At 50.8% G+C, this 22,998-nt stretch carries 19 protein-coding genes and 1 pseudogene; all 20 read left to right on the top strand.

The annotated features are described in order from the left end of the window. Positions 1-25 precede the first annotated feature (25 nt). Positions 26-1,873, top strand: coding sequence for a recombinase family protein (locus ACI6NM_RS14335; RefSeq protein WP_438500932.1), 1,848 nt, complete (start codon positions 26-28; stop codon positions 1,871-1,873). Between the two features lie 79 nt (positions 1,874-1,952). Continuing rightward, positions 1,953-2,144, top strand: a complete 192-nt coding sequence (locus ACI6NM_RS14340; protein ID WP_002610300.1) for a transposon-encoded TnpW family protein — start codon at positions 1,953-1,955, stop codon at positions 2,142-2,144. Positions 2,145-2,277: 133 nt separating this feature from the next. Beyond that, a complete protein-coding gene (locus ACI6NM_RS14345) occupies positions 2,278-2,580 on the top strand; it encodes a hypothetical protein (protein ID WP_438500933.1) in 303 nt (100 codons plus the stop codon). An 84-nt stretch (positions 2,581-2,664) separates the two neighbouring features. Continuing rightward, the gene (locus tag ACI6NM_RS14350; RefSeq protein ID WP_438500934.1) at positions 2,665-3,225 is read left to right on the top strand and encodes a sigma-70 family RNA polymerase sigma factor; all 561 of its coding nucleotides are present in this window, start codon (positions 2,665-2,667) and stop codon (positions 3,223-3,225) included. Beyond that, positions 3,222-4,115 (top strand): hypothetical protein, encoded by an 894-nt coding sequence (locus ACI6NM_RS14355; protein WP_438500935.1) that lies wholly within the window; start codon positions 3,222-3,224, stop codon positions 4,113-4,115. Before ACI6NM_RS14350 ends, ACI6NM_RS14355 begins: the two co-directional genes overlap by 4 nt. 86 nt (positions 4,116-4,201) lie before the next feature. After that, positions 4,202-4,495, top strand: a complete 294-nt coding sequence (locus ACI6NM_RS14360) for a DUF3847 domain-containing protein (protein ID WP_055200135.1) — start codon at positions 4,202-4,204, stop codon at positions 4,493-4,495. 232 nt (positions 4,496-4,727) lie between these two features. Continuing rightward, positions 4,728-6,242: a MobQ family relaxase gene (gene mobQ / locus ACI6NM_RS14365; protein ID WP_438501110.1), complete on the top strand. Its 1,515-nt coding sequence runs from the start codon at positions 4,728-4,730 to the stop codon at positions 6,240-6,242. Between the two features lie 16 nt (positions 6,243-6,258). Then, positions 6,259-8,160 (top strand): AAA family ATPase, encoded by a 1,902-nt coding sequence (locus tag ACI6NM_RS14370; protein WP_438500936.1) that lies wholly within the window; start codon positions 6,259-6,261, stop codon positions 8,158-8,160. 85 nt (positions 8,161-8,245) lie between these two features. Continuing rightward, positions 8,246-9,748, top strand: a pseudogene (locus ACI6NM_RS14375) (VirD4-like conjugal transfer protein, CD1115 family); the annotation flags it as partial. Then, the gene (locus ACI6NM_RS14380) at positions 9,741-9,911 is read left to right on the top strand and encodes a hypothetical protein (protein ID WP_262427018.1); all 171 of its coding nucleotides are present in this window, start codon (positions 9,741-9,743) and stop codon (positions 9,909-9,911) included. The pseudogene ACI6NM_RS14375 and the gene ACI6NM_RS14380, both read left to right, overlap by 8 nt. 192 nt (positions 9,912-10,103) lie before the next feature. After that, the gene (locus tag ACI6NM_RS14385) at positions 10,104-10,319 is read left to right on the top strand and encodes a Maff2 family protein (protein ID WP_009906233.1); all 216 of its coding nucleotides are present in this window, start codon (positions 10,104-10,106) and stop codon (positions 10,317-10,319) included. 18 nt (positions 10,320-10,337) lie between these two features. Continuing rightward, positions 10,338-11,207, top strand: coding sequence for a VirB6/TrbL-like conjugal transfer protein, CD1112 family (locus ACI6NM_RS14390; protein WP_025579736.1), 870 nt, complete (start codon positions 10,338-10,340; stop codon positions 11,205-11,207). A 21-nt stretch (positions 11,208-11,228) separates the two neighbouring features. Continuing rightward, the gene (locus ACI6NM_RS14395) at positions 11,229-11,633 is read left to right on the top strand and encodes a PrgI family mobile element protein (protein WP_438500937.1); all 405 of its coding nucleotides are present in this window, start codon (positions 11,229-11,231) and stop codon (positions 11,631-11,633) included. Beyond that, a complete protein-coding gene (locus ACI6NM_RS14400) occupies positions 11,581-14,010 on the top strand; it encodes a VirB4-like conjugal transfer ATPase, CD1110 family (protein ID WP_438500938.1) in 2,430 nt (809 codons plus the stop codon). Before ACI6NM_RS14395 ends, ACI6NM_RS14400 begins: the two co-directional genes overlap by 53 nt. A 152-nt stretch (positions 14,011-14,162) precedes the next feature. Continuing rightward, positions 14,163-15,950 carry a CD1108 family mobile element protein gene (locus ACI6NM_RS14405; RefSeq protein ID WP_438501111.1) on the top strand — a complete coding sequence of 596 codons (1,788 nt, stop codon included), beginning with the start codon at positions 14,163-14,165 and terminating at the stop codon, positions 15,948-15,950. Positions 15,951-15,981: 31 nt separating this feature from the next. Continuing rightward, the gene (locus ACI6NM_RS14410; RefSeq protein ID WP_002610330.1) at positions 15,982-16,239 is read left to right on the top strand and encodes a DUF4315 family protein; all 258 of its coding nucleotides are present in this window, start codon (positions 15,982-15,984) and stop codon (positions 16,237-16,239) included. Beyond that, positions 16,229-16,957 carry a CD1107 family mobile element protein gene (locus tag ACI6NM_RS14415; protein ID WP_438500939.1) on the top strand — a complete coding sequence of 243 codons (729 nt, stop codon included), beginning with the start codon at positions 16,229-16,231 and terminating at the stop codon, positions 16,955-16,957. Before ACI6NM_RS14410 ends, ACI6NM_RS14415 begins: the two co-directional genes overlap by 11 nt. After that, positions 16,954-17,139, top strand: a complete 186-nt coding sequence (locus ACI6NM_RS14420) for a hypothetical protein (RefSeq protein ID WP_438500940.1) — start codon at positions 16,954-16,956, stop codon at positions 17,137-17,139. Before ACI6NM_RS14415 ends, ACI6NM_RS14420 begins: the two co-directional genes overlap by 4 nt. Before the next feature lie 15 nt (positions 17,140-17,154). Then, entirely contained in the window at positions 17,155-19,245 is a 2,091-nt protein-coding gene (locus tag ACI6NM_RS14425; RefSeq protein WP_438500941.1) for a DNA topoisomerase 3, read from the top strand. A 216-nt stretch (positions 19,246-19,461) separates the two neighbouring features. Further along, a complete protein-coding gene (locus ACI6NM_RS14430; protein ID WP_438500942.1) occupies positions 19,462-22,998 on the top strand; it encodes an antirestriction protein ArdA in 3,537 nt (1,178 codons plus the stop codon).

Consider the following 22,998-nt stretch of genomic DNA (forward strand, 5'->3'; position numbering starts at 1 on the left):
CATGGACGCACAGGAGGTTATGCACATGACTGATTATAGCAAAATTACAGCCCTTTACTCCCGCCTTTCCGTGGGCGACGAGGACAGGGACGGCGGCGAGAGCAACAGCATACAGAACCAAAAAATATTTTTGGAGAACTATGCCAGAGGGCAGCACCTAACCAATATCCGGCACTACATCGACGATGACGAAAGCGGCAGGTTTTTTGACCGTTCCGCCTACTCCCGCATGATGGACGATGTGGAAAACGGGAAAATCGGTGTCTGCATTATGAAAGACCTCACCCGCTGGGGGCGCGACTATCTCCAAGTCGGCAACGCGATGGAGATATTCAGGCGGAACAATGTGCGCTTTATCGCGGTCAACAACGGCATTGACAGCGAGAAGCCCGATACATTGGAGTTTGCGCCCTTTATCAATATCATGTCGGAGTGGTACGCAAAGGACATCAGCAAGAAAGTGAAAACGGGCATTAAGACCAAAGGCATGAGTGGAAAGCCGATTGTCACCGAAGCCCCTTACGGCTATGTCAAAGACCCGGACAACAAGGATTTTTGGGTAATCGACGAGGAAGCCGCCGAGGTTGTCCGCTTGATTTTCCGTCTGTTTATCGGCGGGAAAAACCGCAACCAAATCGCCGTATATCTGACACAGGAGCAAATCCCAACCCCCACTTTCTATATGAAAGACCGAGGGCGGGGAACCTGTAAAAATAAGACGCTCAACGAGGATAACCGCTGCAAGTGGAACAAAGCCACCTTGACCAATATCCTCACACGGCAGGAGTATTGCGGCGATGTAGTCAACTTCAAGACTACAAAGCATTTCCGGGATAAACATAACCACTATGTAGACCGGAGCCAGTGGCACATCACAGAAAATGTGCATGAGCCGATTATCAGCCGCAGCGATTTTGAAACCGTACAGCGGATTTTGGAAAACGCACCCGTCAGACGCCCCAACGGGGACGGGGAAATCCACCCTCTGTCCGGCTTGCTTTTCTGTAAAGACTGCGGCGCAAAAATGCACATTCGTATAGATTACCGGAACGGCGGCAAGCGGCACGTTGCTTTTTGCAGCGAGTACCACAAGGGAAAAGCCAAGAACCCCAAGTGTCACTCCCCGCACATCATGGACGCGGACTTGCTCATGCAGACCATCGCGGAAGTGCTGAAGAAAATCGAGGACTATTCTATCAGCAACCGGGCGGAGTTTGAAGCCTTAGTGAAAAAGAACCTTGCCATGCAGCAGACCGACCAGACCAAAAAGCAGCAGAAGCGTATTCCGCAAATCACGACGCGCCTTGAACAGGTTGACAAGGTGCTGAATAAGCTCTACGAGGACAACGCCCTCGGCACGATCCCGCAAGACCGCTATGAGCAGATGTCGCAGAAGTATTCGGAAGAATACTATGCGCTGAAAGCGGAGCTTGCCACGCTCCAAGAGCAGCTATCCGCTTACGAGAACGCGGGAGGACGGGCGCAGAAGTTTTTGAAGCTGACGGAACGCCATGCTGCCTTTACCGACCTTACACCCACCATTCTCAACGAGTTTATCAGCCGGATTGAAGTGCATGAGCGCGACCAGAAAAGGGCGAGATACGCAATCCAGCACATCAGCATATATTTCAATTATATCGGCAAGTTTGAGAACGAAGTGACACAGCTTGCAGAGCCGACCGAGCAGGAAATCCGGCAAATGCGGGAGGAAATCGAAGAAGCCAAAAAGGAAAAGAGCCGTGCCTACCACCGCAACTATTCAAGGGAATACCGGGCGAGAAATCTTGAAAAGCAACGGGAGTATGACCGCATGAAAGCGCGGGAATACCGGGCAAGGCGAAAGGCACAGGCAGCCGCACAGCCCGCACAGTAAAACAGAATAACCGTCAACCAAGAGGGATTTTCCGAACTACGGGAAATCCCTCTTTTGCGCCCAAAGAAAGGAGCCGCCTATGGCAGAACATACCCCCGACAGTATCATCACGACCCAGAGGAACGGGCAGACCATTGTTGCGGAGTTATTTTTCAATCACAGCAGCACAGAAACATTCCGCGACAAGCTGCTCAAACTGGTGCTTGCCGACAGCTCGCGTTTATCCGCGTCTGACGGTCAAGAGCCGGAAAAAACAGAAATCTTGCGATAACAGCCGCCCCGACGATACACTCCCTGTCCGGGCAGTTTCTATTTGAAAATCCTCATTTTCCCCAAGTCAAGAGCCGGGAAAAACACTCGAAAAAAGCCCCTATTGCGCAACAAGGGAGCAGAAAGGAGAGTTTATGAGAACAGGGCTTACGAAGCAGGAAAAGACTACCGATATTTGGTTTGACGAGAAAGACCCGCTAATCCATATCCGCACCCACAACACCGCCCTCAAAAGGCGGCTTGCCGCTTATGCCGAGCAGTACCCCGACGAGTGCTGCAAAACCGACACAGACCCCGAAACGGGCTGCATGGAGTTTGATATTGCAAAGAGGCGTTTCTCTTTCCGTCTGACCGCCCCATACAGCGAGGAACGCCGGAGAGCCGCCAGCGAAGCGGCGAAAGCTAACGCAAGCAATCTCACGCGAAGTGTGGTATAATTTTTTTGAAAAAGTTTGAGATTTGATGTAGTATTTGCCGCTAAAACCGTAGTGTATAGGTGAAGCCGGAAAGGAGGCGGTGTGATGATAGACGATGAAAAAATCATAGAAATGTTTTTCGAGCGTTCAGAGCAGGGCATACGGGAACTGGACATAAAATACGGAAAAGTTTGCCACAATCTTTCCTATCATATCGTAGGGAGTCGGCGGGACGCGGAGGAATGTGTAAATGACGCTTATTTGGGTGCATGGAACGCCATTCCCCCAGCGAAGCCTAACCCTCTGCTGACCTATGTTTGCAAAATCGTTCGGAACATTTCGCTCAAAATCTATTGGAGAAAGGAAGCAGCCAAACGAAGCAGCCATTATACGATTGCTTTGGAGGAAATTGAAGCCTGTATAGCAGCCCCTAACACAGTAGAAGCAGAAATTGAAGCCAGAGAATTAGCCCGTATCATTGAAAGTTTTTTGGATACGCTGACTACCGAAAACCGCGTTATCTTTATGCGCCGCTATTGGTTTTCTGACAGCTACAAGGACATAGCCGAGTTTGTAGGGCTTTCAGAGAAAAACATCTCTGTCCGGCTGACCCGTATCCGCGAGAAAATGAAACAATACTTGATTGAAAGAGAGGTATTCGTATGAACGCAAAGAAGTTTTCCGACGCTATGAGCGAACTTGATACAAAATATGTTGATGAAACCCTCAACTACAAAAAGAAAGCAGGAAAGAAAAAGGAGAAACAGAATTGGACTAAGTGGGGAGCTATGGCAGCTTGCCTATGTCTTGTTATAGTCGGTGCATTTGCACTTCCCCGATTCATTGGAAATGATACCCCTGACACCCCACCCGCTATAGAAGAACACGCCTATGGGTTTACAATGGAAGGAAGCGATGTTCTTTATTTCCCAATTTCTTTTTCTGAACGAAAAATTTTCGGAATTATAGATGAAAATGCAACAGGATTGACTGCTGAAAACACCTATAAGATTACCGCAGATGATTTAGGCAATGTTATGGGTATTGTGGGGGATAGCGAAGATGAAAGAATGATTGGAGAAACGGTTTACCATTTTGTCAACTTCCCTAAAGATGACGCTATTTGCATTGTAAAGGTAAACGGGACATATCAGTTTTATGTCAAAGAGGGTGTAGAAAGAATTGAGCAAAACAACATTCCCGATATAATCATTGACGCGCCTGTTGATGAAGATACCTACCATGAGGTAGGTTCCGATACTCCTGCTGAATATGGAACAGGACATGATGATATGGAAACTTCTAATGGAACCATCACATTAGAATATATCACTGAATTACAAGCTAAAGTCAGCACTGCCATGAGTAATGGGGAGTTACCATTTGCTTCTTCTTCTGCTGTATATGAAAATCCATATCGACTTCATATTATTGTAACATCAAACGCAGAAACGGATTTGTCAAAACTAAAAGCATTTGATACGATTGGCGGAGCTTTAGAAATTGAGTATGACGCAAATCACATTTCCGCAGTAGAAGAAATTTTAACAGAATAAGAGAGAAAAAGTTTTTTCCCCAAAGGGCAGCCGAGAAAATCGACTGTCCTTTTTCTATGCCTATGAGCAGAAAGGAGCGACCAACCATGACAAAGCCAAGAGAGAAAACCCGCGAGGAGCTGCAAGCCGAGATTGAGGACGGAAAGAAGAAAATCCGGCAGTTTGAGAACCGGGAAAAGATGTTGCGTCAGAAGCTATCCAAAGAGGAACGCAGAACGCGCAGCCACCGCCTTATCGTCCGGGGCGCGGTCTTTGAAAGCATTGTGCCGGAAGCAAAGGACATGACCGACGAGGAAGCCGCAGCACTTCTTAGGCTTGCACTGACGAGTGAGCCGGTACGGGAGTTTTTGAGAAAACGAGCCGAGGAAACGACAAGCTGAAAATCCCTTAGGAACTAAGGGCGCACTTATACACCCTTACGGGCGTGTGCGCTCTGCCGAGGGCTTATATCCGCACAGGGAGCTTTCCCCGCGCTACGATATGGCGGCTTTGCCGCAACAAGGGGCTGCACCCCTTGCGCCGCTTCGCGGCTATCCCTGCACACCCACAAAAACAGTACACCCGCTTGCGCGTCTGTACTATTTTTGCGGGTTTTATTATCCTATCCGGGAGGTGATACCCATAGCCATTTACCATTGGAACATCGGCATTGTGAGCCGAGGAAAAGGCAAATCAGCCGTTGCCGCAGCCGCCTACCGAAGCGGCGAAAAGCTGACAAACGAATGGGACGGAATGACCCATGACTACACCCGCAAAGGCGGCGTTGCCCATACAGAGATCATGCTGCCGCCCCACGCGCCACCCTCATTTTCTGACCGTTCAACCTTGTGGAATAGCGTGGAACTTTATGAGAAAGCCGGGAACGCCCAGCTTGCGCGTGAGATTGACGCGGCGCTCCCCATAGAATTATCCAGAGAGGAACAGATCCGGCTTGTCCGGGAATACTGTTCCTCTCAATTTGTTTCTAAGGGAATGTGTGTGGATTTTGTTATCCACGACACCAACAGCGGCAACCCCCATTGTCATATTATGCTTACCATGCGCCCCCTTGACGAGCGCGGCGCGTGGGCGGCGAAGTCCAAAAAGGAATATGACCTTGACGAAAACGGTGAGCGTATCCGCTTGCCAAGTGGCAGATATAAGACGCACAAGGTTGACCTTACAGGCTGGAACGACAAGGACAACACCCTCTTGTGGCGCAAAGCATGGGCTGACTATACCAACAACTTTTTGGAGAGGAACGGAAGCCCGGAGCGTATCGACCACCGCAGCAACGCCGAGAGAGGAATTGACGAGCTGCCCACCGTCCACATGGGCGTGGCGGCTTGCCAGATGGAGAAGAAAGGTATCGCCACCGAGAAAGGCGAACTGAACCGCAATATCCAAAAGGCAAACCGCCTTATCCGAGAAATCCGGGCGCAGATTGGGAAGCTCAAAGAATGGATTGCCGACCTGTTCAAAGCGCGGGAAACCGCCCCGGAACAGCCGCCGCAATCTCCCAACCTTGCAAATCTGTTGATGAAGTATTTGAGCGTTCAGAGAGAAAAGAGCCGGAAGTATTCGCAGCGTTGGCAACAACAACACACAGCCGATGAACTGAAAACCATAGCGGCGGCGGTCAACTATCTTTCCGAGCATGGCATCTCGACCCTTGACGAACTGGACGCCTCTCTTTCCTCTGTCAGTGATAAAGCCTATTCAATCCGGGAGGGAATGAAAACCGCCGAGGAACGCATGAAGAAGCTGCAAAAGCTAATTGAATACGGGAAGAACTATACAGAGTACAAGCCCATTCACGATGAGCTGAAAAAGCTGCAAAACGGCTGGACAAACAAGCGCGACAAGTACGAGGAAGCCCACCGCGCCGAGCTGACCCTATGGGACGCGGCAAACCGCTATCTCCATGCAAATCTGCCGAAAGGAACAAAGACCTTGCCTATTGCGGAATGGGAACAGGAATATGCTGACCTCAAAACACAGAGGGACAGCGATTATACCAAACTGAAAGATACCCGCGCCGAGGTTGCCGAGCTTCAAAAAATCCGTAGGTGCGTGGATATTGCACTCCGCGCCGACCAGCCGGAGCAGACGCAGAGCCGCACCAAGCGGCATGATATAGACCGCTGAAAGGAGTTGAACTTTTATGTACTACACCCAAGAACAGATAGACCGGGCGAACCAAGCCGACATTGTTTCTTTCCTGCAATCACAGGGCGAGCAGCTTACCCGTGCCGGAAATGAATACCGCTGGAAGCGGCACGACAGCTTGACTATCCGGGGAAACAAATGGTACAGGCACAGCCAGAGTAAGGGCGGCGGCCCCGTTGATTTTGTCATGGAGTTTTTCGGCAAGAGCTTCACCGAAGCCGTAGAACTGCTGACAGGAGAAAAAGGCGCAGCCCAACCGCCGGACAGACCAAGCCCCGCGTCCTTTTCTGACTTCCGACTGCCGCCCCGCAGCCCCGACAACCGAACAGCGAGGAACTACCTCACAGCCGCCCGCCGCATTGATGAAGATGTGACGGGCTTTTTCTTTGCCAGCGGCGATATTTACGAGGACGCAACCCACCACAACGCCGTATTCGTCGGCAGAGATGAAAGCGGCATACCACGCTACGCCCACCAGCGCGGCACAGCCGGGAGCTTCCGGCTTGATGTGAAAGGCAGCGACAAAACCTTTAACTTCTGCTATCGGGGCGAGGGCGAAAGATTGTTTGTCTTTGAAGCCCCGATAGACCTCTTATCGTTCCTCTGCCTGTTCAAAAAGGACTGGCAGAAGCAGAGCTACCTGTCATTGGGCGGCGTGGGGGAAAAAGCACTGCTCCGCTTTCTCTCTGACCGTTCGAACATCAAGACCGTTTATCTCTGCCTTGACAGCGACGAAGCCGGAAACGACGCTTGCAGCCGCCTTGCGGAGCTTGTGCCGGAGGGCTTGACCGTCCACCGCCTTGTGCCGCTTTACAAGGACTGGAACGAGGTATTGCAGCACCGGGCAGAAATTGCGGACGGGAAGTATATCCGGGAAGCGATTTACGGCTTGAAAGAGCCGCCGCAGGAAGAAACCGTTGAGATTATCCGCATGAGCGAGGTTGACACGCAGACCGTTGAATGGCTATGGGAGCCGTATATTCCCTTTGGGAAAGTAACCATTGTGCAAGGCAATCCCGGCGAGGGCAAGACCACTTTTGCCCTACGCCTTGCCGCCGCCTGCACCACCGGGGGAACGCTGCCGGGAATGAAGCCCTTGCCGCCATTCCAAGTGATTTACCAGACCGCCGAGGACGGGCTGGGCGATACCGTCAAGCCCCGCTTGATAGAAGCCGAAGCCGACCTTGACCGCGTACTTGTGATTGATGAAGCCAAGCGGGAACTTACCCTCTCCGACGAGCGCATAGAAAAGGCAATCACGCAGAACGGGGCGCGGCTGATTATCCTTGACCCCATACAGGCGTATATGGGCGAAAAGACCGACATGAACCGGGCAAACGAAGTGCGCCCCATGTTCCGCCGCCTTGCCGATGTTGCCGAGCGTACCGGGTGCGCCGTTATCCTTATCGGACATCTCAACAAAGCTGCCGGAGGGCAGAGCGCATACCGGGGCTTAGGTTCTATCGACTTCCGCGCCGCAGCAAGGAGCGTCCTGCTGATCGGGCGCGTGAAGCGAGAACCGAATGTGCGCGTAGTCATTCACGACAAATCTTCCCTTGCGCCGGAGGGCAAGCCCGTTGCCTTTTGCCTTGACCCGGAAACGGGCTTTTCATGGATAGGCGAATACGACATCACCGCCGACGAGCTGCTGTCCGGCGCGGGCGGGAACACCGCCACCAAGACCGAACAGGCGGAACGGCTGATACTGGATTTACTGGCAGACGGGAAAGAGCTTGCCAGCGAGGACATTGTAAAAGCCGCAGCCGAAGCCGGAATATCCGAAAGGACGGTACAGAACGCCAAGCGCAACATGGGCGGCATTTTAGGCGCAAGGCGTGTCGGCGGTCAATGGTACAACTTCATCAAGAAGAAGCAGCCACCCGAACCCGCAATCTGAAAGTGCAAAACGCAGACCCTTTGCACTTTGCACTTTCGCACTTTCACGATAATTTGCGTCAATAACTCAAAAAAGCACTTGACAAAACGCTTCATGGGGGACTGCCGAAGATATAAAGCCTTACACCGACCCGGTATTTCAAAATAATGTGCTGCTAACACAGACAGAACGGCTTACCATGAACAGCCGCCCAAAGCAGCCGAAATATGCGAGGAATAAAAATATCCTTGTTATCGGGGGAAGTGGCAGCGGCAAGACAAGATTTTTTGTGAAGCCGAATTTAATGCAAATGCACAGCTCATACGTTGTAACCGACCCGAAAGGAACAGTTTTAATCGAGTGCGGCAAGCTCTTACAGCGGGGCGGGTATCGGATAAAGGTGCTGAACACCATTAACTTCAAAAAAAGCATGAAATACAATCCCTTTGCCTATCTCCGCAGCGAGAAAGATATTTTGAAACTGGTAAATACCTTGATTGCCAACACCAAAGGGGACGGGGAAAAAGCCGGGGAGGATTTTTGGGTAAAATCGGAACGGCTCTTTTACTGCGCCCTTATCGGCTACATTTGGTACGAAGCCCCGGAGGAAGAAAAGAACTTCACGACACTGCTTGAAATGATAAATGCCAGTGAAGCCCGCGAGGACGACCCGGAATTTCAGTCCCCCGTTGACCTCATGTTTGAACGGTTGGAGGAAAAAGACCCGGAACACTTTGCTGTCCGGCAGTATAAGAAATTCCTGTTATCTGCGGGAAAGACAAGAAGCTCTATCCTCATTTCCTGCGGTGCGCGGCTTGCACCCTTTGACATTAAAGAGCTGCGCGACCTTATGGAAACCGACGAAATGGAGCTTGACACCATAGGTGACCGCAAGACCGCCCTGTTTGTTATCATTTCTGACACTGACGATACTTTTAACTTTGTTGTGAGTATTCTTTACACACAGCTTTTCAATCTCCTTTGCGACAAGGCAGATGATGAATACGGCGGCAGGCTGCCCGTCCATGTGCGCTGTCTGTTAGACGAGTTTGCAAATATCGGGCAGATACCGAAGTTTGAAAAGCTCATAGCCACCATACGAAGCCGGGAAATCTCCGCTTCAATCATTCTGCAAAGCCAGTCGCAGCTAAAAGCCATTTACAAGGACAACGCCGATACGATAGCCGGCAACTGCGACACCACCCTGTTCTTGGGTGGCAAGGAGAAAACCACCCTCAAAGAAATGTCGGAAATCTTGGGGAAAGAAACCATTGACAGCTTCAACACTTCCGAGAACCGGGGGCGGGAGGTATCGCATGGGCTGAACTATCAGAAGTTAGGCAAGCAGCTTATGACGGAAGATGAAATAGCGGTTATGGACGGCGGGAAATGTATCTTGCAGCTACGAGGGGTGCGCCCGTTCTTTTCCGATAAGTACGACATTACAAAGCACCCCAACTACAAATACCTGTCCGACTATGACAAGAAAAATACCTTTGATATGGAGAAACACCTACGGCGCAGACCCGCCCTTGTAAAGCCGGACGAACCCTTTGACTATTACGAAATCAGCGAAGCAGATTTGCAGGAGGACACCGACCATGAATAGACGTATCAGAAAGAAACAGGATAAGAAAATCACAGAAGCCATAAATGGGCTTGTTTTTATTGCTGAACGACGGGAACAGCAGCGGCAGGCAGCTATCCGGCGATTTGTGAAACGGTGTGAAGCCCTGTATGAGCAGCAGCGAAAGGAGGGATTGACGCAGTAACAAAGAAACAGACAACTTACATGATACGCGCCCCTACTGGAAAATCCATAACGCCCACACTCAAAAACTGAATACCGCCGCGCGGCAGAATTTTACGCAGCGCGGGGACTTACGACCGCGGCAGTTTGAAACTGACCGCCGTTTTTATGCCCTTTTATGGGGCAAGCCGCATTTGCGGCAGAAAGGAGCTTTATGGAATTTTTTAACTCTGCTATCGACGTATTACAGACCCTTGTTATCGCACTGGGCGCAGGCTTAGGCATTTGGGGCGTTATCAATCTCTTGGAGGGATATGGAAACGACAATCCGGGTGCAAAAAGTCAAGGCATTAAGCAGCTCATGGCGGGCGGCGGCGTTGCCCTTATCGGCACTATCCTTGTACCGCTTCTTTCCGGTCTGTTCGGATAAAGTTACGGAGGGTAGCCTATGGAGAGCATACTTGACGCGATTAACGAATGGATAAAGGAAATCCTTATCGGCGCGATAAACGGTAATCTGTCAACTATGTTCGGGGACGTAAACGAAAAAGTAGGCACCATTGCAGCGGAGGTAGGCAAGACCCCGCAGGGGTGGAACGCAAACATTTTCAACATGATACAAAACCTGTCTGAAAATGTGATTGTTCCCATTGCGGGGCTTGTCATTACCTACGTCCTCTGTTATGAGCTTATCAGCATGGTAACGGAAAAAAACAATATGCACGACGTTGACACTTTTATGTTCTTTAAGTGGTTTTTCAAAGCCTTTGTTGCCGTTTTCTTGGTAACGCATACCTTTGATATTACTATGGCGGTATTTGATATGGCGCAGCATATTGTGTCCGGCGCGGCGGGGGTAATCGGCGGCGATACGAATATCGACGTAACCGAAGCCCTTGCCGCCATGCAGGAGGGACTAAAAGATATGGAAATCCCCGAACTATTATTACTTGTCATGGAAACGAGCCTTGTAAGCCTTTGTATGAAAATCATGTCCGTACTGATAACCGTTATCCTCTACGGCAGAATGATTGAGATATACGCCTACTGTTCCGTTTCCCCTATCCCCTTTGCCACCATGACAAACCGGGAATGGGGACAGATTGGGAACAACTACCTAAAGGGGCTGTTTGCACTGGGCTTTCAAGGCTTCCTCATTATGATATGCGTCGGCATTTACGCGGTTTTGGTAGGCGAAATGGTGGTAGCGGACAATCTGCACAGCGCGATTTTTTCCCTTGCAGCCTATACCGTTATCCTCTGTTTCTCCCTGTTCAAATCCGGCGCACTGGCAAAATCCATATTCAACGCCCACTAAGGGCAGAAAGGAGGTTTTTTTGTGGCGTATGTACCTGTACCCAAAGACTTATCCAAAGTCAAAACAAAAGTCGCTTTCAATCTGACAAAGCGGCAAATCCTTTGTTTTTCAGTGGCACTTCTTATGGGACTGCCGCTTTTCTTTTTGCTCAAAGACAGCGCAGGGACGAGCCTTGCGGCAATGGCAATGATTGTCGTTATGCTTCCCTGCTTTTTGGTTGCCATGTATGAAAAGCATGGACAGCCCCTTGAAGTGGTCATAAAGAACATCATTCAGACAAAATTGACCCGCCCCAAAGTGCGACCGTACCAGACGGAAAACTTATATGCACTCTTGGAGAAACAGCGGGCATTAGAAAAGGAGGTATCAGCGATTGTCAAAAGGACAGACAAAAAAGACGTGGGAAGCCGCAGGAAACAGGCGTAAGCTGACCCGCGCGGAAAAGAAACAGATAGCGGCGGTTATCCGGCAGGCAAAGGGGGACGGCAAAGCCCACACCGCACAGCAGACCATTCCCTACCTTGCCATGTACCCGGACGGTATCTGCAAAGTGGCACAGCGGAAATATTCAAAAAGCATTGCTTTTGAGGACATCAACTATCAGCTTGCACAGGCAGACGATAAGACCGCCATTTTTGAAAACTGGTGCGATTTCCTCAACTACTTTGACGCAAGCGTGAACGTGCAGCTTTCTTTCATCAATCAAGGCTCACAGCAGGAACAGGCAGCGCGGGCAATCCATATCCCGCCGCAAAACGACGATTTTAATTCTATCCGCACCGAGTATTCCGATATGCTGAAAGCGCAGCTTGCCAAAGGGAACAACGGGCTTGTCAAGCATAAGTACATCACATTTTCCATTGAAGCGGACAATCCGGCGGCAGCAAGGGCGCGGCTTTCCCGTATTGAAACCGACGTACTCAATAATTTCAAGGTGCTTGGCGTATCGGCGCACCCCTTATCCGGCTATGAACGCTTAAAGGTGCTGCATGGGGTATTCCACCCGGCAGGCGAGCCTTTCTCATTCTCTTATGACTGGCTGACCCCGACGGGGCTTACCACAAAGGACTTTATCGCCCCGTCCTCTTTCAAGTTCGGGGAGGGACGCTACTTTGCTATGGGGAAAAAGACGGGGGCGGTATCGTTCCTTGAAATCCTTGCCCCGGAGTTAAACGACCGTATCTTAGCGGATATGTTGGACTTGGAAACAGGGGTTATTGTCAATCTCCATATTAAAAGTATCGACCAGTCGGAAGCAATCAAGACCATTAAGCGCAAAATCACTGACCTTGACAAGATGAAGATTGAGGAACAGAAAAAAGCGGTTAGAAGCGGTTACGATATTGACATACTCCCGTCCGACCTTGCCACCTTTGGGAATGAAGCAAAGAATTTGTTGCAGGATTTACAGAGCCGCAACGAGCGAATGTTTCTGCTCACGTTCCTTGTGGTAAACATGGCAGACACGAAGCGGAAACTGGAAAATGACATTTTCGCGGCGGCGGGCATTGCACAGAAATACAACTGCGCCTTGACCCGTCTTGACTATCAGCAGGAAGCAGGGCTGATGTCCTCTGTCCCTTTGGGGGAGAACCTTATCCCGATACAACGGGGGCTTACCACATCAAGCACCGCTATTTTTATCCCGTTCATCACGCAGGAGCTATTTCAGACCGGGGCTGCCCTGTATTACGGCTTAAATGCCCTGTCAAACAACATGATACTCTGCAACCGCAAGCAGCTTAAAAACCCCAACGGCTTAATCTTGGGAACACCGGGCAGTGGAAAATCCTTTGCGGCAAAGTGGGAAATCACAAACGCCTTTCTCATTACCGACGACGATATTTTTATCTGCGACCCGGAAGCCGAGTATTTTGCCCTTGTAAAGCGGCTTGGCGGGCAAGTGATACGCTTATCCCCGACTGGGAAAGGCATGGACGGTACACCCCAGTATGTGAACCCTATGGATATGAACCTTAATTATTCTGAGGACGACAGCCCCCTTGCACTGAAAAGTGATTTTATCCTGTCCCTCTGCGAGCTTGTCATTGGCGGCAAGGAGGGGTTGCAACCCGTCGATAAGACGGTTATTGACCGCGCCGTAAGGAATGTGTACCGGGACTACCTTGCTGACCCTGTACCGGAGAAAATGCCTATCTTGGGCGACCTTTACAACGAACTGCTAAAACAGCCGGAGCCGGAAGCTGCCCGTATTGCGGCGGCGTTGGAGCTGTATGTTTCCGGCAGCCTTAACGTATTCAACCACAGAACCAACGTGGAACTGAATAACCGCCTTGTCTGCTTTGACATTAAACAGCTTGGAAAGCAGCTCAAAAAGTTAGGTATGCTTATTGTGCAAGACCAGATATGGAACCGCGTTACCATTAACCGGGCAGAAAAGAAATCTACCCGCTACTATATGGACGAATTTCATCTGCTCTTAAAAGAGGAACAGACCGCCGCTTACAGTGTGGAGATTTGGAAGCGTTTCCGTAAATGGGGCGGCATACCCACAGCTATTACGCAGAACATAAAGGACTTGCTTGCTTCCCGCGAGGTGGAAAATATCTTTGAAAACTCTGATTTTGTCCTCATGCTCAATCAGGCACAGGGCGACCGAGCTATCCTTGCAAAGCAGTTAAATATCAGCCCACAGCAGATGAAGTATGTAACCCACACCGAAGCAGGCGAGGGACTTATCTTTTATGGGAATGTGGTGCTTCCCTTTGTAGACCATTTCCCGAAAGATACCGAGCTTTACCGCATTATGACGACGAAGCCGGAGGAAGTGAGCAGCCTATGAAGCAGTTAAAACCACGCGATAAAATCACACAGAAAATGACCCGCGACGGTGTGGTGGAAGTCAACGAAACACAGCAGACCGCCGAGCGTATCAGCAGCCGGGAAGCAGACAGTGATTTTTCACAACCGGACACCACTACCGCCGAGCGCGTCATGGAACACCTTGACGCAGCCCATACCCGAAAGGCAAATAAAAAGGCAGTCAAGAAAGCGCCGGAAGCTACCGTTTTGCGTACTTCCACTTCCCGCTTGCAGTTTACCGAGGAAGAACGGGCAACGCCGGAACTGGAACCTTACATCAAAAAATCAGAAAAAGCAGCCGACAAACTGGACGAAACAAAGGCAGCCCTCCCGAAGCAGAAGAAACTGGTAAAAGAGCGCACCTTTGAGGAAGCCACCGGAAAGGCAAAGACCCGCCTGCACTTTGAGGAACAGGAAAAGCCGATACCCGGCGGCAAAGCCCACAGCAACCCGTTATCCCGCCCCGCGCAGGAAGCGGGTATTTTTGTTCACAATAAAATCCACAGCGTCGAGAAAGATAATTCCGGCGTGGAGGGCGCGCACAAATCGGAGGAACTTGCCGAGCGCGGCGCAAGGTACGGGACAAGAAAACTAAAACAAGGCTACCGCAGCCATAAGTTGAAACCCTACCGGGAAGCCGCAAAGGCAGAAAAGGCAGCATTTAAGGCAAATGTGAACTTCCAGTATCACAAAGCCTTGCAGGAAAAACCGCAGCTTACAAGCAATCCCTTTTCCCGGTTCATGCAGAAACAGAAAATCAAACGCCAGTATGCAAAGACTGTAAAGAAAGGCGGCACAGCTACCGCTAAAGCAGCCGCCGGAGCGTCCCAGACAGCGGCAAAGAAAGCGGCTACTTTTGCCGGGCGACACCCGGCAGGCGTGATAATCGCTATTGCTGCGCTGCTTCTGTTCATCATGGTATCCGTGGGGCTTTCCTCTTGCGGGGCAATGTTTTCCGGCAGCATGAACAGCGTGTTAGGGACTTCCTACACGTCCGAGGACAGCGACCTTGTGGCAACGGAACAGAGCTATGCCGCAATGGAAAATGAGTTACAAAGCGAGATTGACGCTATCGAAAGCACCCACCCCGGCTATGATGAATACCGCTATGACCTTGACACTATCGGGCATAACCCCCACGAATTAGCGTCGTACTTGACTGCCCTTTTACAGAGTTATACCCCACAGAGCGCACAGGCAGAGCTAAAGCGGCTGTTCGGCTTACAGTACACCTTGACGCTGACGGAAGAAATCGAGATACGCACCACCACCGACGAGGAGGGCAACGAGGAAGAATACGAATACCGTATCTTAAATGTGAAACTGACAAACAAGCCGATTGCTTCCCTTGCGGAAGAACTGCTGAACCCACAGCAGCTTGAAATGTTTAAGGTGTACTTACAGACACAGGGCAACAAACCGTTGATTTTTGGCGGCGGCTCTCCCGACGGAAGCCCCTCCGAGGATTTAAGCGGCGTGGAGTTTGTAAATGGTACACGCCCCGGAAATCAAGAGCTTATGGAGCTTGCAAAGCAGCAAGTCGGAAATGTGGGCGGCTACCCTTACTGGTCTTGGTACGGCTTTAACAGCCGCGTGGAATGGTGCGCCTGTTTTGTATCATGGTGCTATAATCAAGCCGGAAAAAGCGAACCGCGCTTTGCGGGCTGCGAATGGCAGGGTGTCCCTTGGTTTCAGTCAAGGGGACAATGGGGCGCACGCGGCTATGAGAATATTGCACCGGGCGACGCAATCTTTTTCGATTGGGATTTAGACGGCGTTGCCGACCATGTGGGGCTTGTGCTTGGCAGGGACGGCAGCCGCGTCTATACCGTTGAGGGCAATTCCGGCGATGCCTGCAAGATAAAGAGCTATGACCTTAACTATCAATGTATCAAAGGCTACGGGCTGATGAACTGGTAAAGCAGCCCCAAAAAGAAAGGAGAAATGACCTATGGCAAACAATAAAATCGACCGTATCAATAAGGAAATCGCAAAGACCCGCGAGAAAATCACAGAGTATCAGAACAAGTTAAAAGGACTGGAAGCGCAGAAAACCGAAGCGGAAAACCTTGAAATTGTACAGCTTGTACGAGCTATGCGTCTGACCCCGCAGGAACTGAACGCTATGCTGTCCGGCGGCGGTATTCCCGGCATGACTGCCGCACCCGCAGAAGAAAACGAACAGGAGGAAAATGCAGATGAAGAATAAACTGAAAAAGACCATGACTGCCCTTTGTGCCGCCCTTATCCTTATGGGCGGTTTTTCTGTCCCTGCCTATGCACAGGGCGCAGCCACAGAGCCGCCCGCAGAGGACGCAACTAATGACAGCGGCGTGATTGTGAAGGAAAAAGAGGAAACGCCGCCCCTTACCCCAAAGGGAAACGCAACACTGGTTGACGATTACGGCGGCAATAAGCAGCTTATCACTGTTACCACCAAAAGCGGCAACTATTTCTATATCCTCATTGACCGGGCAGCCGAGGGGGAACAGACCGTACATTTCCTTAATCAAGTGGACGAAGCCGACCTTATGGCACTGACCGAAACCGGGGAAGCCACGAAAAAACCGGAAGTTTGCAACTGTACGGAGAAGTGCGAAGCCGGAAAAGTAAATACGTCCTGCCCGGTATGTGCAACCACTCTGACAGGCTGCACAGGCAAAGAACCTACCCCAACACCAACAGAGCAGCCGGAAGAACCCAAAGAAAAAGGCGGCAATCCCGGCGCGGTGCTTGCCTTAGTCCTCTTTGTGCTGCTTGGTGGCGGCGCGGTGTTCTACTACTTTAAGTTTATAAAACCGAAGCAGAACGTGAAAGGGAACACTGACCTTGAAGATTTTGATTTTGAGGACTACGACGAGGACGAGCCGGAAGCAGACACCGGGGAAGTTTCCAAAGAGGAAGAAACGGAGGACGAGGAAGTATGACCCTGTTTACCGACAATCCCTTTGAAAAAATGATGATACAGAAACCGGACTACGGCAAAGGGGAAAAATCCCCGCCGGAGCTTTCTTCCCCACGCTGCGCGGGCTGCCCTTACAAGGGGCAGTCCCCTTGTGTGGGGTACTGTATCAGAAAACTGGAAAATAAACGACAGACTGAACGATAAAAGGAGGAAGTATCATTGATTTTAGTTATCGCAGAAAAGCCCAGTGTGGCGCAGACAATCGCTGCCGTACTTGGGGCAAAGGAAAAGAAAGACGGATTTCTCACAGGAAGCGGCTATATCGTTTCTTGGTGCGTGGGACATTTGGTAGGGCTTGCGGAAGCCGCCGCCTATGGGGAACAGTATAAAAAGTGGAGCTATGACAGCTTACCGATTTTGCCGCAGGAATGGAAATACACCGTTGCTGCTGGCAAGGAAAAGCAATTCAAGACCCTAAAGGAGCTTATGCACCGAGCAGACGTTTCCGAAGTCGTCAATGCCTGCGATGCAGGACGCGAGGGAGAATTGATTTTCCGTTTTGTCTATGAAGTTGCCGGGTGCAGGAAGCCTATGCGCCGCTTATGGATTTCCTCAATGGAAGAAGCTGCTATCAAAGAGGGCTTTTCTCATCTGAAGAACGGCGAAGCATACGACGCGCTCTTTGCTTCCGCACTATGCAGGGCAAAGGCTGACTGGCTTATCGGTATCAATGCCACCCGTCTTTTTTCTGTCCTTTACAACCATACCTTGAATGTGGGACGCGTACAGACCCCCACCTTAAAAATGCTTGTTGACCGGGATGCAGCGATTACCACCTTTAAGAAAGAGAAATACTATCATGTGCGCCTGTCCTTATCCGGCGCGGAAGCTGCAAGTGAACGAATTTCAAATAAGGCAGAAGCCGACGCATTAAAAACGACTTGCGAAGCGTCGCGGGCAGTCTGCACTTCCCTTGTGAAAGAGAAAAAGACCGCAGCCCCGCCGAAGCTCTTTGACCTTACTTCCTTACAGCGGGAAGCAAACCGCCTGTTCGGATATACCGCAAAACAGACCCTTGACCTTGCACAAGCCCTGTATGAAAAGAAGCTCTTGACCTATCCGAGAACCGACAGCAGCTATCTGACTGACGACATGGGCGATACGGCGACGGACATTATCAAGCTGCTTTGTGGGAAGTTTTCTTTTATGGAGGGCGTAGACTTCACGCCGGAGCTTGCAAAGGTGCTGAACAGTAAAAAAGTATCCGACCACCACGCGATTATTCCCACAATGGAGCTTGCAAAGACTGATATTATCGCGCTGCCGGAAAGTGAAAAAAATATCCTTACCCTTGCCGGGACGCGCCTCCTTATGGCGACCGCTGCACCGCATACCTTTGAAGCGGTTACAGCATTTTTTGAATGTGCCGGACAGTCCTTTACCGCAAGGGGAAAAACGGTATTGTCCGACGGTTGGAAAGAGATTGACCGAAAATACAGGGCAGCCTTAAAGAACAAGCCCGAAACGGACGACGCAGACAGCGACACAGAAAAGACCCTGCCGCCATTTACCGAGGGACAGACCTTTGAAAATCCGGCGGCAACGGTAACGGAGCATGACACCACACCGCCAAAACCTCACAACGAAGCGTCGCTGCTTTCCGCTATGGAGCGCGCCGGAAGCGAGGACACCGACCCGGACGCAGAACGCAAAGGGCTTGGCACTCCCGCCACCCGCGCCGCTGTTATTGAAAAACTGGTAAAGGGCGGCTTTGTGGAACGCAAAGGCAAGCAGCTACTTCCCACAAAAGACGGTATCAATCTTGTGTGCGTCCTGCCGGACACCTTGACAAGCCCGCAGCTTACCGCTGAATGGGAAAACAATCTGACGCAGATAGCAAAGGGCAAGGCAGACCCCGCCGTATTTATGGAGGGTATTGAAAACATGGCGCGGGAACTGGTAAAGACCTATCCGTTTCTTTCTGATGATAAAGCGCAGATGTTCAAGCCGGAACGGGAAGCGTTGGGAAGCTGCCCCCGCTGCGGTTCTCCCGTCTATGAGGGAAAGAAAAACTACTATTGCAGCAACAAAGAATGTATCTTTACCATGTGGAAAAATGACCGTTTCTTTGAGGAACGAAAAACCGCCTTTACCCCGAAGATTGCTACTGCACTCTTAAAATCCGGCAAGGTAAATGTGAAAAAGCTCTATTCTCCAAAGACGGGCAAAACCTACGACGGAACTATCGTATTGGCTGATACAGGCGGGAAATATGTCAACTACCGCATTGAGCTTCCGAAGAAAAAATAACTGAATAGCAAGCATAGGAAAAGAGTACCCTTTTCCGTAAAATCCCTGCTTTCTCTATCGAGAACGGCGGGGATTTTTGCTTGTTGGGAAGTGTCCCAAACCCTCTGAAATCTTGAAAAAATCTATAAAATCTTTGGCAAAACGCGGGCGCGGGGTACTGAATGATGAAACCGGAAAAAGCAGCGTCCGCGCTGCCTTTGGGAAAGGAGGTTACACATGGCAAGTTTACGGGACACCGTAAAGGACTATCAAGAAGAATTGCGGGACGGTATCGCTTGGGTGGCGTTTTGGAAAACGGGACGTTCTTGGAACGCCAAAGATTTCCACCTTGAACTGGGCGACTACCTCTACCCGGAGGACAGAAGCCGCATGGAAGAAATCAAGCAGGCTGACCCTGCCGCCGTTGTGGTAAACGGCTATTATTCCGGCTATCTTGGCGAGGACAGGAACCTTGACGAGCTGACCGCCGGGGTGCGCCGCCACTATGAAAACGGATATAGCAATATCGTGGAATTTATCGAAGCCCACGACGACAGGCTGCCGCCGGAGCTTATTGAGGAAGCAAGAACCGCCGCCCACGCTGCGGGGCTGCCGTTCTCTGAAAAAGCCTACCGGGACGGCGAAGAACCCGACCCCTACATTTTTGACGGGAGCATGAGCGTGGAGGACTACGCGCTTATGCACCGCATGATTGAGAAAGAAAGGAGTGAACGCATGGAACAACCGATTTTAAGCGGGTATCTTTCTAATCTTGGAAAGTACACCGAGGGCAGACCTGCGGGCGAATGGGTATCATTCCCCACGACTGCCGAGCATTTGAAAGAAGTCTTTGACCGTATCGGTATAGACGGCAAAAACTACGGGGAGCTGCACATCACAGAATACCAGTCCTCTATTGCGGGACTGGCAGGGAAATTGACCGAGCTTGAAAGCCTTGACGAGCTGAACTATTTGGGCGAGCTTTTGAAAATGCAGTTTGACGACGACTGGGAAAAATTTGCTGCGGCTATCACATACGGCGACCATACAAGGGACTTGCAGGACATTATCAACCTTGCACAAAACCTTGATTGTTACTGGCTTTATCCGTCCGTACAGAGCGAGGAAGATTACGGGCATTATCTGATTGAAGAACTGGACGAGTTGGAGTTGTCCGAAGAAGCAAAAAAATATTTCATGTATGAGGAATACGGGCGGGACGCTGCTATCAATGACGGGGGCAGATTTACTGAGCAGGGCTATATTTACAACAACCGCAACACCTTTACACAGTGGTATGACGGGCGCGACGTGCCGGAGGAATATCGGGTAATGCCGCAGCCGCAGGAACAGGCAGACCTTGACGCTGCCGCCGTACAGCCTGCACTTGCCACAGAGCAGCCCCCGGTTCTCCCGATTATCCTATCTTCCGAAAAGCCCGCCGACAAAATGAAAGAGATTACCGACCGACTGGAACAGGGAATTTTAGGACTGTATGAAAGCGAGCGTTACGCCGATTATCTGCGTACCATGTCAAAATTCCATGATTACAGCCTTAACAATACAATCCTTATCGCCATGCAGGGCGGTAATCTTGTGAAAGGCTATAAACAATGGGAAAAGGAATTTGACCGCCATGTAAAGCCGGGAGAAAAAGCTATCAAGATACTTGCACCGTCCCCGTTTACCGTTAAGAAACAGGTGGAAAAAATCGACCCGGACACCCAAAAGCCTGTTTTTGATAAGGACGGGAAGCCTGTTACCGAGGAAAAGGAAATCAAGATACCCGCCTTTCGTGTGGTATCTGTCTTTGATGTTTCACAGACCGAGGGAAAGGAGCTTCCCTCCCTTACCTATGAGCTGACGGGCAACGTGGAACAATACAAGGATTTTTTCACTGCCCTTGAAAAAACTTCCCCTTTTGCTATGGAATTTGAAGCACTAAGCGGCAGTATAAAGGGACGCTGCAATTATGAGGAAAAGCGTATCTCTATCAACGAGGGCATGGACGAATTACAGAACATCAAGACCGCTATCCATGAAATCGCCCACGCGACACTCCATGACATAGACAAAGACGCGCCGGAACGCCCCGACCGCCGCACCCGCGAGGTACAGGCAGAAAGCGTCGCCTATGCCGTTTGCCAACACTACGGGCTTGATACGTCGGACTATTCTTTTGGGTATATCGCCGGGTGGAGCAGCGGAAAAGAACTTGCAGAACTGAAAGGCTCTCTTGAAACAATCCGCAGCACCGCCGCAAGTCTGATTGATACCATAGACGGACATTTTGCAGAAATCCAACAGGCACAGGATAAGGAGCAGACCACCGAACAGGCACAGCCCGCGCAGGAAACCGCCAAACAGCCCGAAGCAGAAGCAGCCGCGCCGGAGCTTCCCGAAAAAACAGCCCCGGTACAGGAAAAAGAAACACAGACAGAGCCGGAAGCTGATACAGGTGCAAGAAGCGAAGCCCCACAGCCCCCACAGCCGGAACAGGCTGCCCCCGCCGCACCTTATTACACTATCAATGAAGCTGCCGCCAAACGTGCAAAGGACGCAAACAGCTTTTCCGATTATAAGCAAGGCAGCGCAACAGCAGAATACAGGCATTATGTAGATGAAGCCGTACAGCTTGCAGAACGGCAGAAACGCCGGGTAGACCCGATGTACCATGAGAAAATCGACAGCCTGCTTGATACCTACGCCCGGAAACTGGCGGCGAACATGAACAAAGGCTATGAGATTGACGCGCGTGTTCCCTCTATCCTCATTGCGGGCGGCTCTAACTTCCCCACAAGGAAAAAAGAAAAACAGAACGCAGCCCGCGACAGCAACTACCGGGAATGGCAGGACATACAGAGGCTTCTTGATAAAATCCGCAGTACCGGCATGGGCGGTATCAGTGCAGACGACCCGCAGGCAGTACAGAAGTTAGAAAAGAAACTGGAAAGCCTTGAAAAATCGCAGGAAACCATGAAAGCCGTAAACGCCTATTACCGCAAGCATAAGACCCTTGACGGCTGCCCGCATTTGTCGCCAGAACAGCTTGAAAAACTGAAAGCAGACATGGCGAGCAGTTGGCATTTGGGGGACAAGCCCTTTGCGACTTGGGCGTTATCCAACAACAGCGCAGAAATCCGACGCGTGAAAGACCGTATCAAATCCCTTTCACAGCAAAAAGAAATCGGGTTTGTCGGTTGGGAATTTGACGGCGGCAAGGTGGAAGCAAACACCGAAGCGAACCGCCTGCAAATCTTCTTTGAGGATAAGTCGGACGAAGCCACGCGGGAAGCCTTAAAAAGCAATGGCTTCCGTTGGTCGCCAAAAGCCGGGGCATGGCAGCGGCAGCTTACCAGTAACGCCTACTATGCGGCTGATTATGTGAAAGCCATTGCGCCCCTTACCGGGGAAAAGCCGACCGAGATACAGCGGGCGCATATCCGGGCGCAAAAGGTAACTGCACAGGAACAACCCACACAGGAGCAGCCGGAAAATTATCTGAAAGCTGCCGAGCAGACCACCGAGCAAAACTACAACATGATTGACGGACAGATAAATAATACCCCGACCGCTACGGAACTGGAGGAAAAGGCAAAAGCCGGGGGACAGATTTCCCTTGCAGAATACGCCGAAGCATTGAAAACCGATAAGGAACGCGGCAAGCCTGCTAAACAGGAAAAGCCCTCTATCCGGGCGCAGCTTAAAGCAGCGAAAGAACAGACACCGAAGAAACAGGCAAGACAAAAAACACAGGATTTGGAAAGGAGCTGA

It is taken from the genome of Pilosibacter sp. YYHA0881 (assembly GCF_051602715.1).
GTDB lineage: Bacteria > Bacillota > Clostridia > Lachnospirales > Lachnospiraceae > Alitiscatomonas > Alitiscatomonas aceti.